General features: G+C 71.3%; 15 protein-coding genes. 4 read left to right on the top strand and 11 right to left on the bottom strand.

From position 1 onward, the window contains the following. Positions 1–5: 5 nt before the first annotated feature. The 7 genes from OG622_RS45215 to OG622_RS45185 form a co-directional block, all read right to left on the bottom strand. Positions 6–1,232 carry a cytochrome P450 gene (locus OG622_RS45215; RefSeq protein WP_371582931.1) on the bottom strand — a complete coding sequence of 409 codons (1,227 nt, stop codon included), beginning with the start codon at positions 1,230–1,232 and terminating at the stop codon, positions 6–8. Positions 1,233–1,366: 134 nt separating this feature from the next. Next, positions 1,367–2,536, bottom strand: coding sequence for an acyl-CoA dehydrogenase family protein (locus OG622_RS45210; RefSeq protein WP_371582929.1), 1,170 nt, complete (start codon positions 2,534–2,536; stop codon positions 1,367–1,369). Further along, complete coding sequence (locus OG622_RS45205; RefSeq protein WP_371582928.1) at positions 2,536–3,075, bottom strand: cupin domain-containing protein; 540 nt, start codon at positions 3,073–3,075, stop codon at positions 2,536–2,538. The genes OG622_RS45210 and OG622_RS45205 overlap by 1 nt, the downstream gene beginning before the upstream one ends. 421 nt (positions 3,076–3,496) lie before the next feature. Beyond that, entirely contained in the window at positions 3,497–4,468 is a 972-nt protein-coding gene (locus OG622_RS45200; protein WP_371582926.1) for an LLM class flavin-dependent oxidoreductase, read from the bottom strand. Between the two features lie 222 nt (positions 4,469–4,690). Then, on the bottom strand, positions 4,691–5,230 hold the full coding sequence (locus tag OG622_RS45195) for a MarR family winged helix-turn-helix transcriptional regulator (protein WP_371582924.1): 540 nt from the start codon (positions 5,228–5,230) through the stop codon (positions 4,691–4,693). Positions 5,231–5,282: 52 nt separating this feature from the next. Next, positions 5,283–6,131, bottom strand: coding sequence for a fumarylacetoacetate hydrolase family protein (locus OG622_RS45190; RefSeq protein ID WP_371582923.1), 849 nt, complete (start codon positions 6,129–6,131; stop codon positions 5,283–5,285). After that, positions 6,128–6,754, bottom strand: coding sequence for a carboxymuconolactone decarboxylase family protein (locus tag OG622_RS45185; protein WP_371582921.1), 627 nt, complete (start codon positions 6,752–6,754; stop codon positions 6,128–6,130). Before OG622_RS45185 ends, OG622_RS45190 begins: the two co-directional genes overlap by 4 nt. Positions 6,755–6,995: 241 nt before the next feature. Between OG622_RS45185 and OG622_RS45180 the strand changes: the two genes are divergently transcribed. The 3 genes from OG622_RS45180 (at position 6,996) to OG622_RS45170 (ending at position 10,497) form a co-directional block, all read left to right on the top strand. Next, positions 6,996–7,925: a VOC family protein gene (locus tag OG622_RS45180; protein ID WP_371582919.1), complete on the top strand. Its 930-nt coding sequence runs from the start codon at positions 6,996–6,998 to the stop codon at positions 7,923–7,925. Further along, positions 7,922–9,484: a phenylacetic acid degradation bifunctional protein PaaZ gene (gene paaZ, locus OG622_RS45175; protein ID WP_371582918.1), complete on the top strand. Its 1,563-nt coding sequence runs from the start codon at positions 7,922–7,924 to the stop codon at positions 9,482–9,484. Before OG622_RS45180 ends, paaZ begins: the two co-directional genes overlap by 4 nt. A gap of 83 nt (positions 9,485–9,567) precedes the next feature. After that, positions 9,568–10,497, top strand: coding sequence for a fumarylacetoacetate hydrolase family protein (locus tag OG622_RS45170; RefSeq protein ID WP_371582916.1), 930 nt, complete (start codon positions 9,568–9,570; stop codon positions 10,495–10,497). Between the two features lie 237 nt (positions 10,498–10,734). Here OG622_RS45170 and OG622_RS45165 read toward each other — a convergent pair whose 3' ends face one another. Continuing rightward, positions 10,735–10,857 carry a hypothetical protein gene (locus tag OG622_RS45165; protein WP_371582914.1) on the bottom strand — a complete coding sequence of 41 codons (123 nt, stop codon included), beginning with the start codon at positions 10,855–10,857 and terminating at the stop codon, positions 10,735–10,737. A 373-nt stretch (positions 10,858–11,230) separates the two neighbouring features. Between OG622_RS45165 and OG622_RS45160 the strand changes: the two genes are divergently transcribed. After that, positions 11,231–13,336, top strand: a complete 2,106-nt coding sequence (locus OG622_RS45160) for a family 43 glycosylhydrolase (RefSeq protein ID WP_371582912.1) — start codon at positions 11,231–11,233, stop codon at positions 13,334–13,336. On the opposite strand, the gene OG622_RS45155 is transcribed toward OG622_RS45160, so the two are convergent. The 3 genes from OG622_RS45155 to OG622_RS45145 are packed head-to-tail and all read right to left on the bottom strand — an operon-like array spanning position 13,323 to position 15,541. Beyond that, positions 13,323–14,228, bottom strand: a complete 906-nt coding sequence (locus tag OG622_RS45155; protein WP_371582910.1) for an endonuclease/exonuclease/phosphatase family protein — start codon at positions 14,226–14,228, stop codon at positions 13,323–13,325. The genes OG622_RS45160 and OG622_RS45155 overlap by 14 nt on opposite strands. Positions 14,229–14,254: 26 nt before the next feature. Then, positions 14,255–15,172: a LysR family transcriptional regulator gene (locus OG622_RS45150; RefSeq protein WP_371582908.1), complete on the bottom strand. Its 918-nt coding sequence runs from the start codon at positions 15,170–15,172 to the stop codon at positions 14,255–14,257. 9 nt (positions 15,173–15,181) lie between these two features. Then, positions 15,182–15,541: an ArsR/SmtB family transcription factor gene (locus OG622_RS45145; RefSeq protein ID WP_371582906.1), complete on the bottom strand. Its 360-nt coding sequence runs from the start codon at positions 15,539–15,541 to the stop codon at positions 15,182–15,184. Between the last annotated feature and the right edge of the window lie 120 nt (positions 15,542–15,661).

Genomic DNA, 15,661 nt, shown 5'->3' with positions numbered 1-15,661 from the left:
CTGGCCTAGTGGTTCTGGCGTTTCCAGCGGACGGGCAGGTTCAGCAGTCCTCGGAAGACCCATCCTCCGAGCTCCACGATGCGGTCCGGGTCGAGTTCGAGGCCGGGCAACCGCCGGAACAGGGTGGGCCAGGCGATCTCGCCGACCTCGTGGCGGGCGACCCAGGTGCCCATGCAGAAGTGGGGGCCGCCACCGAAGGCGAGGTGGCCCCGCTGCTCACGGTCGATGTCGAAGCGGTCGGGGGCGGGGAAGACGGCCTCGTCCCGGTTGGCCGCGCCTATCACCAGGGCGACCCGTGAGCCGGCCGGGATGCGGACCCCGGACAGCTCGATGTCGTCGGTGGTCTGGCGGGGGTACATGCCGATCGGGGAGATCCAGCGGACGGTCTCCTCGAAGACGTGCCGCCACCTGGCCGGGTCGGCCTCGACGGTTGCGCGCTGCTCGGGGTGGGTGAGCAGCGCCCAGACTCCGGCGGTCAGCACATCGCGGGGTTCGTTGATGCCGCCGCCGATGATGACCTTGATGTTGTTCTTGATCTGCTGGAGGGTGGGCGGGTCCTCGGCGTGCAGCATCGAGGAGATCACCGAGCCGTCGGGCTCGTCCCGCAGCCCTCGTACGGCTTCGTCGACGGCCTCCTCGACGGCGCCGGCCGCCGCGAGGGCGCGGTCCCAGACCTCGGGGACGTCGGCGTAGTTGCTGTTGCCGTCCATCATGTCCTGCGACCAGCGGATCATGTCCGCGGCCGGGACCCGCGCAATCCCCAGCAGGTGCGCCAGGTTGGTGGCGGCGAAGGGGCCGGCGAAGTCGGCGAACAGGTCGGCCTCGCCCTGGTCGGCGAAGGAGTCGATCAGCTCGTCGGCGGTGCGCTGGAAGATCGGGCTCCAGTCCGTCTTCACCCGGCGGGGGCGGGCCGGCGGCTCGGCGGCGGCCCGCAGCCTGCGGTGCTCGGGGTCGTCCTCGCGGAGCATGTTGGCGCCCATGACCTTCAGGACGAGGGAGTCCTTCTCGCGGGAGCTGAACAGTTCCGGGTGCTGTTCGGCGAAGACGACGTCCTCGTGCCGGGTGATCAGATAGCGGCCGGCGGCGGGGACCCAGGCCACGGGGGCCTCGTCGTGGAGCCTGCGGTAGATGGGGTAGGGGTCGTCCCAGAGGTCTTCGAGACGGATTCCCCGGGCGAAGTCGTCGGCAAGGTGGTTCGTCCGGTCCTGCTCCTGGTGCGCGTGTGTCGTCACGACGCTCCTCCCGTGGTGTCGTACGTGGTCCCCCGGACGGGCCGACCCTCGGTTGCGGCCCGCCCGGGGTGCTCAGGGTGCTCTCCGGCGGGTGCTGGTGGTGCTGGGCGGGACGTGCGCGACACGCCGTGGGCCTAGCGGTAGGCCGCGAGGCCCGTGACGGACTCTCCGACGACGAGGGTGTGGATCTCCTCGGTGCCTTCGTAGGTGAGGACCGTCTCCAGGTTGTTGGCGTGGCGGAGCACCGGGTACTCGGTGGTGATGCCGTTGGCGCCGAGGACGGTGCGGGCCGAGCGGGCGATGTCGAGCGCGGCGCGCACATTGGCGAGCTTGCCGAGGCTCACCTGCTCGGGGCGGAGCTTCCCGGCGTCCTTGAGCTTGCTCAGACGCAGGGCGAGGAGCTGGGAGCGGACGAGCTCGACCTGCATGTGGGCGAGCTTGCCCTGGGTGAGCTGGAAGCCGCCGATCCGCCGTCCGAACTGCTCGCGGGTGGTGGAGTACTCCAGGGCGGAGAGGTAGCAGGTGCGGGCGGCGCCGACGACTCCGCAGAGGATGCCGAAGCGGGCCTCGGACAGACAGGACAGCGGTCCGCGCAGCCCGGTGACGCCCGGAAGCACCGCGTCGGCGGGCAGTCGTACGTCCTCCAGGTGCAGTTCGGCGGTGACCGAGGCGCGCAGGGAGAGCTTGCGGTGGATCTCGCTGGTGGTGAAGCCGGGGGTGTCCTTGGGGACGAGGAAGCCGCGGATGCCTTCCTCGGTGCGGGCCCAGACGACCGCGATGTCGGCGATGGAACCGTTGGTGATCCACATCTTGGTGCCGTTGAGGACCCAGTCGTCGCCGTGGCGCCTGGCCTGGGTGCGCATACCGGCGGGGTCGGAGCCCTGGTCGGGTTCGGTGAGCCCGAAGCAGCCGATCGCCTCGCCGGAGGCGAGCCGGGGCAGCCACTCCTGCTTCTGCTCCTCGGAGCCGTAGCGGTGGATGGGGAACATCACCAGGGAGCCCTGGACGGAGACGAAGCTGCGCAGCCCCGAGTCGGCGGCCTCCAGTTCGCGGCAGGCGACCCCGTACGCGGTGGCACTGGCGCCGGCACAGCCGTAGCCCTCCAGGTGCATGCCCAGCAGGCCCAACTTGCCGATCTCCGGGCCGAGTTCGGCGGTCGGGAAGGTACCCGCCTCGAACCAGTCGGCGACGTGGTCGGTGACCTTGTCCTTGACGAAGGCGCTGACGGTGTCCCGGATGAGCCGTTCGACCTCGTCGAGTTCGGCGTCGAGGTCCAGGGCGTCGGTGGGGTCGAGGTGCGGCATCAGGAGTTCCTCCGGGCGCCGATGAGGACGAAGAGCGCGACGGCGGGGGTGTCGGAGCGGTTGCGCCAGGCGTGGCGGGTGCCGTTCTGGATGACGATGTCGCCCGGGGCGAGGGTGGTCTCGTTGCCCGCGTCGAGTTCGAGGACGATCTCGCCCTGGAGGAGGACGCCGTAGTCGACGGTGTCGGTGGTGTGCATGCCGGGCGCGTCCGGCTCGAACAGCTCGGCCAGGCCGGGGCTGGTCTCCAGGCGCTCGGCGGCGGACGCGGCGAAGTCGAAGCCCTCGGTCAGATAGACGGAGTCCGGCGGGATGACGAGGTGGATGAGCCGGGTCTCGCCGGGCGCGGGCAAGTAGGAGGCGACGGCGGGGGTCGGGTCGTTGCCGTCGAAGGGTACGACCGGCTCGGCGGGTGTCGACCACACCAGGGAGTTGGCGAAGCCCGGCGTGTGCTTCAGCTCGTAGGTCCGCGGGGCGGGGCCGTCCTGGACGACGGCGGCCTGTCCGTTCTCGTTCGGACCGGTGACGATTCTGCGGGGCATGGTCGTACTCCTCGTTGGGCGTGCGGGCGGGGCGAAGGGGAGTCGGGTCGCGCGGGATGGGGCGGAGCGAGGGGGACTCGGGCGGCTCGGCCTCGGTTCACGGGCCGAGGGAATCGGGCGGGGTGTGGGCCCGATGGGGCGGGCGAGCTGGGACCGGAAGGATCGGGCCGAGTCGGGATCGGAAGGATCGGGCCGAGCTGGGACCGGAAGGGTCGGGCCGAGTCGGGAGCGGCTGTGCGGTTGTCGGCGCGGCTTCCCACATCCCTCGCAGCGTGGGGCGCGTGCCCGGGAAGCGTCAGGGGCGCGGGGAGCCGCGCGACCAGCCCCCACCAGCCCGCACCCGCCGACGCACCGAACCCCCGAGCTGTGGCGCGGCCGGAACCAGAGACGCGCGGCCGGAACCAAGGACGCGGGGCCGGCTTCAGAGACCCGTGGCCGCCGCGAAGGCGCGCAGCTCGCGGACGATGTCCGGCCCCGCGGGCTGGTACGCGACCGTGGTGGCGCCGGACGCCTCCAACTGCTGGAGACGGTGCCGGATCTCCTCCGGCGTGCCCGTGGCGGTCGCCGCCTCGATGACCTTCGGGGTGATGAAGGGCCGCTCCTCGGGGGTCACGCCGATCAGGTGTTCCCGGTGGGTCTCTATGTGGCGGCGCTCCGCCGGGACCGTGGCGAGCCAGGCCTGGTAGCCGCGCACCTCGTCCGTGCCGGCGAGCGGCCCGAAGTCGCCGAGGTGCAGGGCCAGTGCCGCGCCGGGTCCGGCGGCGTCGACGACGCGCGCGTCGGACAACTCCTCGCCGTCGTCGAGGATCGTGCCGTACGCGGTCACCACGACCCGGCCCTCGAAGGGAATCGGTTCGGAGCTGTGGCTCGGGTTGGTGACGACCCCGTCGGCGACCCGGCCGGCCACGGCGAAGCCCTTGGGTCCGTGTGCGGCGGCGAGGACGGGTACGTCCCTGACCGGGGCGAGTCCCGAGTGGCCGGGGAACGTCAGGGTGATCCTGGCGCCCTCCCAGTCGATCTCCTCGCCGGCCATCAGGGCGCGCAGCGCCACGATGTACTCCTCGACCTCCGCCCAGCGGGCGCCCCGGCGGCCGAGCAGCGCGGCGCTGGTGAAGCCGGCGCCGACCACGACGTCCACCCGGCCCGGAGCGAGAGCCGCGAGGGTCACCGCGGCGGCGGCGTTGTCGACGAGGTGGCGCAGTTCGGGGGTGACCACCGCGACACCGAGGCGGATCCGGGAGGTGCGGTCCGCCGTGCGGCCCAGGGTCATCCAGGCGTCCGCGAACAGGGACGGCGAGTCGTACACGTAGGCGTAGGTGAAGCCGAGTCGCTCGGCCTCCGCGATGTGGTCCGGGGTGGCGGTGGTTGGCGCGAACAGACAGCCGATGTCCATCGTTCCTCGCAGCGGGTGCGGGGCGTCATTGCCCAGGAAGCGGAACAGGGTGGGAAGAACCGGTGGAACGTGTGGAGAACGTAAGCGTCAGAGTTCTAATCGTCAAGGGTCTTACGACTTTGCGGGAGAGGTCTCCCGAGTGTGACCCGAGGGGTGCCCGTGGCCGGCGGCAAACCACCGGCCGGGAGCGTGTGAGCGATCCGGAAGCCGCCGAACGGCGGACTACGCCGGATGTTCCTGGTTCACCATCTTGCCCAGCAGGGTGACCAGCTGGGAGATCTCCTGATCCTCCAGGACCCCCATCCAGGCGTGCTCCCGCTCGGTCTGCCCCTCGATGGCCTTGTGCAGCATCGTGAGGCCGGACTCGGTGAGCGAGACCCGGACGAGCCGCCGGTCGCCCTGCTCACGGCGGCGCTCGACCAGGCCTCGCTCTTCGAGGGTGTTGATGGCGCTGGAGACGCTGGCGCGCGAGGTGCCGGAGATACGGGCGATCTCCCGCTGCTCCATGTCCCCGAAGACCCAGAGGGTGTTCATGATCCGGAAGCCGGCCCAGGTCATCCCGAGCGGCCGGTGCACGGATGCCTCGAAGTCCTGCACGAGGCGCGCGACGAGCCGGGTGAGCTGGGTGACCAGCGCGACCCCGTCCAGCTGACGGTCCGTATGGCCCATCTCCTGGTGGCGGGTCCGCACCTTGTCGAAGAACTCGCGGGAGCGCGGATGGTCGACGGCGTCGACGGATTCACCTACGTGATCGTCCGACACGTGAGGGCTCCCTTCGTCCGGACCGCTCGCATCGTAACAGCGCGTGCCGATCTCACCGGCTGATCGGATTGCGCATCGTACCCACACCCGGAAGCTCGGTGGTCAGCGTCATCCCGGGCTCCAGGTACAGGCGCGGAACGCGCCGGACGCCGCAGCCGGCCGGGGTGCCGGTGAAGACCAGGTCGCCGGGTTCCAGGGTCACATGCCGGGAGAGCCAGGAGACCAACTCGGGGATGGGGAAGATGAGGTCGGAGGTACGGCCGCGCTGGACCTCCAGGTCGTCGACGTGCCCGACGATCTCGATGTCGTCGGGGTCCTCGAACTCGTCGACGGTCGCCATCAGCGGGCCGGTCGGGCTGTAGGTGTCGTAGGACTTGGCGAGGGTGAACTGGTTCAGCGGCTTGCGCCACTGCTCCCGGCGGTCGGTGACGTCCTGCCCGGCGGTCACACCGGCGATGCCGTCCCAGACCACGCCCGGTTCCACCGAGCGCATGGTCCTGCCGATGACGATCACGACCTCGGCCTCGAAATCGCACTTGTCGATGCCCTCGGCCACGATCACCGGGTCGTACGGCCCGGTCAGGGAGCTGCTGAACTTGCCGAAGACCGTAGGCTGTTCGGGGATCGGCAGGTCCGACTCCTCGGCGTGGCCCCGGTAGTTGAGCGCCACGGCGAGGATCTTCGGGGCGCGCGGGGAGACCGGGCCGAGCAGCTTCTCGTCGTACTCGGCGAGGTCGGCGTCGCCCGCCGCCCCGGCGAGCCGGCGCAGCTCCTCGTGGTTCGCGAGGTCGTAGAGCACGGCGGGGTCGGGGCCGAGCGCCCCGTTGCTGGCCTTCTCCACGTCGAGGGCGCGAGCGCCGACGACGATGGTGGCCCGGCCGGCGAGGTTGGCGAGCTTCATGGGGTCTTCTCTCCTACGAGGACAGGGAGGGGCTGGGAGGCGGTGGGCGCGGGCAGCGGGAGTTCGGCGCGGAGCGCGGCGATGTCCGGCTCCGGCCGGATACGGAAGGCGTTGATCGCCATCGCCACTGTCTGGTACTGGCCGACCGTGTAGACGAGGTCGATCAGCTGCTCGGTGGCGAGCCGGTCCCGCAGTCGCTTCCAGGTGGCGTCGTCGAGGTCCGCCACGCCGACGAGCTGATCGGTCGCGAGCAGCAGGATCTGTTCGGTGTCGTCGAAGCCGGCCGGCTCCGTGGTGCCGAGCGCCCGGATCTCGTCGTCGGAGACCCCGGCCCGGCGGGCGATGCGGACATGCTGCAGCCACTCGTACTCGGCCCGGGTGAGCCAGGCGACCCGCAGGATCACCAGCTCGCGGGCCCGGACGGACAGCGTGTTCTTGCCCAGGACGTGATTGCCGAAGACGAGGAAGCGGCGCAGCGCGTCCGGGTGCGCGGCGAGCGTCGTCCAGATCGCGTAGATGTCACCGCCGGCCTCGGCGTTGCGGTACGGCTCCAAAGCCGTCAGCGCCTTCTCCGGGATGTCCTTCTCCGCCACGGGGAACAGGCGCGGCTCAGATACAGGCATGGGGTCGCCCTTCGTGACGGCCGGCGCCGCGATGACGGGCGGCCGACGTCGTCGTGACGGCCGTCGAGCCGTCGTCGGATGCCCCGACCGTAGATAGATAGAACTCTAACAGTCAAGGGTCATGCGAACCTTCCGTCGGAATTCGTCAAGGGCTTGATAATAAGAACTCTGACAACTAGCTTCGAGCGGCGGGCGGCCCATCGCGCTTTCACCGGCGGGGCCCCGACCAGTGGAGGTTTCGATGAGTGTTCGCAGCCTGGGTTATCTCGGCATCGGTACGCCCGACCCGGACGGCTGGGTCGCGTACGCCAGTGACGTGATCGGCACCATGCCCGCCGGCCCGTCCGGCTCCCCGGGGCAACGGCTGCTGCGCCTGGACGAGCACCCCTACCGGTTCAGTGTCGAGGCCGCCGGGACCGGCGGTGTCACGTACATCGGCTGGGAGGTCGGCGACCGGGTGGGGCTCGACCGCGTGGTCGAGCGCCTGCTCGCGCACGGCGTCGAGGTCCACGAGGGTACGGCCGGGGAGTGCGCCGAGCGGCAGGTGGACCGCATGCGATGGTTCGACGGGCCGTGCTCGGTGCGCACCGAGCTCTTCGTCGGGCGCCGGGTCGCCGCGACGCCGTTCGTCTCCCCGCTCGGGGTCACCTTCGTGACCGGCGATCAGGGCATGGGGCATGTGGTCCTCAAGTCCCCGCAGGCGCTGGAGGCGGTGGACTTCTACCGGGACGTCATGGGCTTCCGGCTCAGCGATGTGACCCATCTGCCGCTGGGCGGGACCTTCTACTTCATGGGCTGCAACCCGCGCCACCACAGCATCGCGTTCGTCGCGTCCCGCAAACGCGAGGGCACGCACCACGTGCTGTGCGAGGTGTCGGGCACGGACGAGGTCGGGCGGGCCCACGACCGGGCCCGTGAGCACAAGGTGCCGCTGATGGCGACGCTGGGACGGCACTCCAACGACGGGATGTTCTCCTTCTACATGCGCTCCCCCGCCGGTTTCGGCATCGAGGTGGGAGCCGAGGGCCGCCAGGTCGACGACGAGACCTGGGTGAGCCGCGTCTACACGGCCGACATCTGGGGCCACCACGCCGTCGCGGACGGCGACGACGGATACGCCGGGACGATCGCGGCCGTCCGGACACCTGCGACGGACGGGACGACACGATGAGCGCGCTGCGCAGCTACGTACAGGACCGGTGGCACACCCCCACCGAGGAAGGCACACCCGTCCACGACGCCGTCACCGGCGAGGTGGTCGCCCATGTCTCCTCCGCCGGTGTCGACATGGCCGCCGCACTCCACCACGCCCGCTCGGTCGGCGGCCCGGAACTCCGCGCCCTCTCCTTCCACCGGCGTGCCGCACTCCTGGCCGACATCGCGACGTATCTGCGGGGCCACCGCGAGGAGTTGTACGCGCTGTCCGCCACCACGGGCGCCACCCTCTTCGACTCGAAGTACGACATCGACGGCGGCATCCGGGTCGTGCAGTACTACGCGGCCCTGGGGAAGCGTGAACTGCCCGGCGGTGACGAGGGGCTGGTCCACGTCGAGGGCGAGCGGGAGAGCCTGAGCCGTGACGGCAGCTTCCTCGGCGGTCACATCGCCACCCCGCTGCGCGGCGCGGCCGTCCAGATCAACGCCTACAACTTCCCCGTCTGGGCACCCCTGGAGAAGCTCGCCCCGGCGGTGCTGGCCGGTGTGCCGAGCCTGATCAAGCCCGCCACGCAGACCTGCCCGCTCACCAGCCGGATGATCGAACTCGTCGTGGAGTCCGGCCTGTTGCCGCCGGGCAGCCTGCAGTTCGTGTGCGGCAGCGCGGGCGACCTCCTCGACCATGTCACCGAACAGGACCTGGTGTCGTTCACCGGATCGGCGGCCACGGCGGAACGGCTGCGGACCCATCCGGCGGTCGTCCGGCAGGCCGTGCGGTTCAACGCCGAGGCCGACTCGGTCAACTGCTCGGTCCTCGGCCCGGACGCCACGCCCGGAACCCCCGAATTCGAGCTGTACATCGACCAGTTGGTCACCGAGATGACCGTGAAGGCCGGGCAGAAGTGCACGGCGATCCGCCGCGCCCTCGTCCCGGCCGAACTGCTGGACGCGGTGAGCGAGGCGGCCGCCGCCCGGCTGGCCGAGGTCGTCGTGGGCGACCCGGCCGACCCTGCCGTGAGCATGGGCGCGCTGGCGAGCCTCGGACAGCGCGAGGAGGTGCGGCGCTGTGTGAAGACGCTGCTCGACTCGGCACGGCTCGTGTCGGGCGACCCGGACCGGGTGGACTTCGTCGGTGCCGACGGGGAGCGCGGAGCCTTCCTCGCTCCCCTGCTGCTGCGCTGCGACGACCCGGGCGCCACCGCTCCGCACGAGGTGGAGGCGTTCGGCCCGGTCAGCACGTTGATTCCGTACACCTCGCCCGATCACGCCGTCTTCCTGGCAGCCCGCGGGCGGGGCAGCCTCGCCGCGTCCGTGGTCACCGGTGACGCGGACTTCGCCCGCCGGACGGTCGTCGGCCTCGCCCCGTGGCACGGCAGGGTCCTCGTCCTGGACACCGAGTCCGCCAAGTCCTCCACCGGCCACGGCGCCCCGCTGCCCGCGCTGATCCACGGCGGCCCCGGGCGCGCCGGCGGCGGTGAGGAGATGGGCGGCCTGCGCGGTGTCCTCCACCACATGCGGCGCACGGCCGTGCAGGGAGGTCCCGTGATGCTGACGGCGCTCACCGGGCGCGCGTAGCCGCACCACGCGGAGGCGCACCGCGTGCGAACGGACGGAAACCCGCAACGCCGTACACCGCTTGAGAGACGGAGAGCGTTCCCATGACCTTTTCCCTGGCCACCCTGCGCGTCGACGGGCGCCCCACCCCGGTCCTGTCGATCGAGGACCGCTCCTGGGCGCTGGCGGACGTCGCCCCCGAGGCCCTGCGGCCGGAGCCGGCGCGCGGACTGATGAACGTCTTCGACCACTGGGAGCGGACCGAGCCGGTCCTCGTCGCGGCGGCCGAGCGGCTCGCCGACGGCACCGACACCACGGCACCGCTGCCCGCCCCGGCCACGCTGGAGGACACCCTCACACCGCTCCAGCACCCCCGCAAGGTCGTCATGACCGGCGCCAACTACTACGACCACATGGAGAAGGACGGCGGTCACACCGACTGGGAGAAGGACACGAAGATCCCCCTGTTCTTCTTCAAGCCGCCGACCACCTCGCTCGTCGGGCCGGGCAAGACCGTGCGGTATCCGGAGCAGACGGAGAAGTTCGACTACGAGCTGGAACTCGCCGTCGTCATCGGGAAGCGAGGGCGTCGCCTGACGCCGGAGAACGCGATGGAGCACGTCGCCGGCTACACGATCGCCATCGACCTGTCCGCCCGCGACTGGCAGCGGCACCCCGGGCACCTGGTCGGATTCGACCTGTTCGGCGGCAAGGCCTTCGACGACAGCTGCCCGCTCGGCCCGGCGATCGTCCCGGCCCGATACGTCGACGAGAACGACCTGCGCCTGCGGTTCTGGCTCAACGGTGAGCCCAGGCAGGACGCCAACACCCGCGACATGATCTGGTCCATCCCCGAGCAGCTCGTCAAGATCACCGAGCACCTGACGCTGGAGCCGGGCGACGTGGTGTCCACCGGCACCCCGGCCGGCGTCGGCCTCGGCACCGGGCAGTGGATGAAGCCCGGGGATCTGCTGGAGGGCGAGATCACCGGACTCGGCCGCCTCACCGTCGAGATCGTCGAGGCGAGCGCCTAGTCCGCGCCTCGTCCCGCACCCCACTCCGTCGGCAGCGATCAAGGGGGAACGACGTGCCTCCGCGCTCCCGTCGCCACACTCCACCCACCCGCGCCGGCACCGAAACCGGGGTGCCGAAGCCCACGATGCCGGTGCTCGCCCTGGCCTACGCGGTGGCGCCGCCGGCCACGGACAGGTATCTGTCGGCCTTCCCCCCGATGATCGACGACCTGGACACCGGGGCCAGTGGTGTCACGTCTACGGCCTCTCCACCGGCATGTACGCGAGGTGGCCGGCGGTCGACTCCTCCGGTTCCACCTCCACCGGCGCCGTCGACCGCGGGATCGTCGGCAGGTTCGACCCCCGGGCTCCGCTGCGCACCGGACCGACCTCCATGGCCGTGTGCTGTGCCCTGCTGTGCGCACCGGCGGCGGCCGGCCTCCAGCAGTGCCTCCGCGCTGCTGGGCGCGCCGCAGTTCGGGGCGGCGGCTCTCGTCGCACCACTCGTGGGTCCGGGCGGCGAGGGGACGGCTCTGCCCATTACGGCGTCCATGATCGCCTCGGCCTGTGCGGCGTGTCCGGGCGGTCTGCCGCTCCCCCGAGGCGACCGCGACCTGCGCGAAAGCACTGTCGCCGAAACTTTCGAACCCGCCCCGGAGCCCCGTGCCGATTGACGCCGCTCGCCGCAGATAGCAACACTCATCGACGGGTTTCCAACAGGAAGCGTCAAAAGGTCGCAGCGCTGGAGGTCGGCTTGCAGGACTACGCCGGATACGTCTTCGTCTACTTCACCGGCGAGGGCAGCCCGGACGGCGAGCAGATCAGGTTCGCGCTCAGCCGGGGCGACGACCCGTTGCGCTGGCGCGAGCTCAACGGCGGTGCGCCGGTGCTCACCTCGGAACTCGGGACCCGGGGCCTGCGCGATCCGTTCGTCGTCCGCGCCCCGGAGGGCGACCGCTTCCACCTGATCGCCACCGACCTCAGGATGCACGGCGAGCGGGACGGCGACTGGGAGCAGGTGCAGCGCACCGGCAGCACCTCCCTCATGGTCTGGGACAGCACCGACCTGGTGCACTGGACCGACCCCCGACTGGTGCGCGTCGCCCCCGACACCGCCGGCAACGTCTGGGCGCCCGAGGCCTGCCACGACCCCGACCTCGGCGCGTACGTCGTCTTCTGGGCGTCGAAGGTGTACGCCGACGACGACCCGGACCACACCGCGGACACCCACAACACGATGCTGTACGCGACCACCCGCGACTTCCGCGTCTTCAGTGAGCCCCGGCTCTGGAACGACCCCGGCCACTCGGTCATCGACTCGACGGTCGTCCGTCACGACGGCACCTACTACCGGTTCACCAAGGACGAGCGCGGCAACTCCCCCGCCGCGCCCGGCGGCAAGTTCATCACCGTCGAGAAGTCGGCCGGGCTGCGCGACACCTCGTACGCCTTCGTGGCCGACCGGATCGGTCACGGGGCCGTCGAGCAGGGCGAGGGGCCGATCGTCTTCCGGTCGAACACCGACGACCACAAGTGGTACCTGTTCATCGACGAGTTCAGCGGGCGCGGCTATGTCCCCTTCGAGACCACCGACCTCGGCTCCGGCGAGTGGACACCCTGCGAGGGTTACGCGCTGCCGCCCGGCGCCCGGCACGGTTCGGTGCTGCCGGTGACGCGGGCCGAGTACGAGCACCTCCTCGCCGCGTACGCGCCGAAGGCGTCCGTCGTCGACGCCACCGTCCCGGGCGGTCCGAAGGCGTACGCGCTCGTCGACGACGCCGCCTCGAAGGTCGTCCTGCCCCTGCACCCGGGCACCCGACTCGACGGTCTCGCACCGGAGTTCGACCTGTCGGCGGACGCCCGCATCGACCCGCCCTCCGGCACCCCCCGCGACTTCCGCACCCCGCGGCCGTACACCGTCACGACGGCCGACGGGACCGGTCGCACCTGGACGGTCGAGGCCGTGCACATGCGCAGCCCGCTGCTGCCGGGGCTGCATGCCGACCCCAACATCCAGGAGTTCGGCGGCCGTTACTACATCTATCCGACGACGGACGGCTTCGAGGGCTGGGGCGGGACACGGTTCAAGGTGTACTCCTCGGACGACCTGGTCGCCTGGGAGGACCACGGAGTCGTTCTCGACCTGGAGTCCGACGTGAGCTGGGCGGACCGCTATGCCTGGGCGCCGGCGGCCGGGGAGCGGGACGGGTCGTACTACTTCTACTTCTGTGCGAACCAGCAGATCGGTGTGGCCGTCGCGGACAGCCCGACCGGCCCCTTCCGAGACGCCCTGGACCGTCCGCTCATCGGGGCCGACGACTACGAGGGCCAGATGATCGACCCCGCCGTCTTCAAGGACGACGACGGCACGGCCTATCTCTACTGGGGCAACTGCGAGGCGTACGGCGTGCCGCTCAACGCGGACATGGTGTCCTTCGACCCGGCGCTGGTACGGCGGTTCACCCCGGACGACTTCCGCGAGGGCGCCTTCGTCATCAAGCGGCGGGGCGTCTACTACTTCATGTGGTCGGAGGACGACACCCGCAGCGAGGACTACCGCGTCGCCTACGCGACCGGGCCCTCGCCGCTCGGCCCGTGGACGAAGAAGGGCGTCATCCTGCGGAAGCGTCCGAAGTACGGAATCCTCGCCACGGGCCACCACACGGTCGTGAACGTCCCCGGCACCGACGACTGGTTCATCTGCTACCACCGGTTCGCGATTCCCGGCCCCGGCACTCCGCGCGGCGACGGCATGCGCCGTGAATCCACCCTGGACCGGCTGGTGTTCGCGGCGGACGGCTCGATCGAGGAGGTCGTGCCGACGCTGGAGTCGATCGGGCCGGTGGTCAGTCCAGGGTGACGCGGGCGGCGACCGGCAGATGGTCGCTGCCGGTGGCGGGCAGGGTGCGGATGTCGGCGACGACCGCCGAGCGGGCCATGACCTGGTCGATCCGGGTCAGCGGAAAGGCGGCGGGGTAGCTGAAGGCGAAGCCCCGCTCCGCCACGTTCATCCGTGCGGTCAGGGGCGCCAGCCCACGGTCGTCGACCGTGCCGTTGAGGTCGCCCAGCAGGATCACCGGGTCCCGCTTCTCGGCGGCGACGGCCCCGCCCAGCAGGCCGGCGCTCTCGTCACGCCGTTGGGAGGCGAGTCCACCCGCCCCGACGCGGACCGAGGGCAGGTGCGCGACGTACACCGCGATCTCGCCGCGCGGCGTACGGACCACCGCCCGCAGCCCGCGGTTCCACTCCTCCGCAATCCCCTTGGGTTTGATGTCCAACAGCCGGGCCTCGCCGAGCGGATGCCTCGACCAGAGTCCGACGGTGCCCCGGACCGCGTGGTACGGGTAGTCCGGGGCGAGGGTCCGCTCGTAGACCGGCAGCGCCGTGGGCAGCAGCTCCTCCAGCGCGATGAGATCGGGCTCGGCGTCGGCCAGGGCGCGGGCCGTACCCGCCGGGTCCGCGTTCTCGTCGCTGACGTTGTGCTGCACCACGACCAGATCGCGCACGCCGGGCTCCGCCCCGGGCAGCAGCAGCCCGCCGAAACCGTACGTCCAGGCCGCCACCGGCAGCAGGAGAGCCAGCAGGGCGACCGCCGACCGGTGCAGCAGCCCCAAACCGAGCAGGGCCACGGCCACCAGGCCGAGCCAGGGCAGGAACGCCTCCAGCAGACTGCCCGCGCGGCCCACGGAGTTGGGAACCGCTCGGGGGAAGAGCAACAGCCCGGCCGTCAGTACCGCGACCACTGTGGCCACCCGTCCTGTCGCGGGGCGGTCCGGCCTCACGCGGTCGCCGTGGTCGTCGACAGGGTCTCGCGCGCGTACTGGGCGAAGGCGCGCGCCCGGCGGGTGGGCGAGACGCTCGCGGCATGGGCGATCACGACTCTGACCTCCTCCAACGGGTCACTGATCGGCACCGACGCCAGGGGAAGACCCTCGAAACTGGTGGCGTCCGGCCAGCGCTGGATCAGCATCGAGTAGCCGAGGCCGCGGGCGACCAGGCTGCGTACGGCCTCGATGCTGGAAGTGCGGTAGCGGATGCTCGGTTTGACGCCGACGCTGTGCATCCAGCGGTCGGCGTTGCCCGGGGCCGGTGGCGCCGCGTAGACGATCAGGGGCTCGTCGGCGAGTTCGGTGAGGGAGACCGCGTCACGGCCGGCCAGGGGGTGGCCGGGCGACAGGATCACGTAGGGCCTGCCCGCCCGGACCGTGGTGCACGACAGGCCCGTCTCGGCGCCGGTCTCGTACAGGAGGGCCAGGTCGCAGGCGCCGTCGAGGAGGGACTGGCGGATCTCCTCCTGGGAGCCGTCGACGAAGTGCAGGTCGACGCCCGGGTGAAGGCGGGTGAAGCCGTCGACGAGGGGCGGGATGAGGAACGGGGAGAGAGTCGCGTAGCAGCCGATCGTCAGCCGTCCCGCGAGCTGCCCCTCCTCCGCCCTGGCGTCGGCCTTGAGGTCCTCGGCGCGGGCGAGGACGGCCTGTGCGTGCTCCAGGACCCGGGTGCCTGCCTCGGTGAGGAAGACGCCCTTGGCCCGCCGCCGCACCAGGAGTTGCACTCCGAGCCGGCGCTCCAGGTCGGCGATCGCGGTGGAGATGCCCGCCTGGGAGGCATGGCACTGCACGGCGGCCGCGCTCATGGAGCCCGTGTTCGCCACGGCCACGAAGTACTCCAGCTGTCTGAGCGAGAAATCAGCGGTCATGGGGTGTCCTCAGTCGTGCGGTGCCTGCCCGCTGACCCGGTGGTCCGCGTGGCTGAGCGCTTCCACGACCAGGCGCCGCAGATGCCCGTCGGCGAGGCTGTAGTGGATGTGACGCCCCTCCCGGCGGGTGTCCACGAGCCCGGCGAGCCGCAGCTTCGCCAGATGCTGGCTGACCGCCGTGCGGGACGCCTCGCAGCGGTCGGCCAGTGAGCCGACGTCCGACTCTCCCTGCGCGAGCAGCCACAGCAGATGCAGCCGGGTGGCGTCGGAGAGCATCGCGAACACTCCGGTCGCCTCGGCGAGCCGCGCGCTGTCGGGGGCGCGCAGATGCGCACCGGACACAGGTGACAGGGCGTGGCGTTCAGGCATGAGCCCAGCGTAGGCGCTCCGCTGGGGGCGCGGGGGTCGACTCTTGCCCGCGGCGCCGTCGTGGCCGGTCGCGCCCACGTGGCGGAGCCGCACATGTCACTGCCCCGCGTCCCTTCAGGG

The organism is Streptomyces sp. NBC_01314, from assembly GCF_041435215.1.
Lineage (GTDB): Bacteria > Actinomycetota > Actinomycetes > Streptomycetales > Streptomycetaceae > Streptomyces.
Note: the sequence above shows the minus strand (reverse complement) of the source record. Positions and strands in the feature narration are given on the sequence as shown.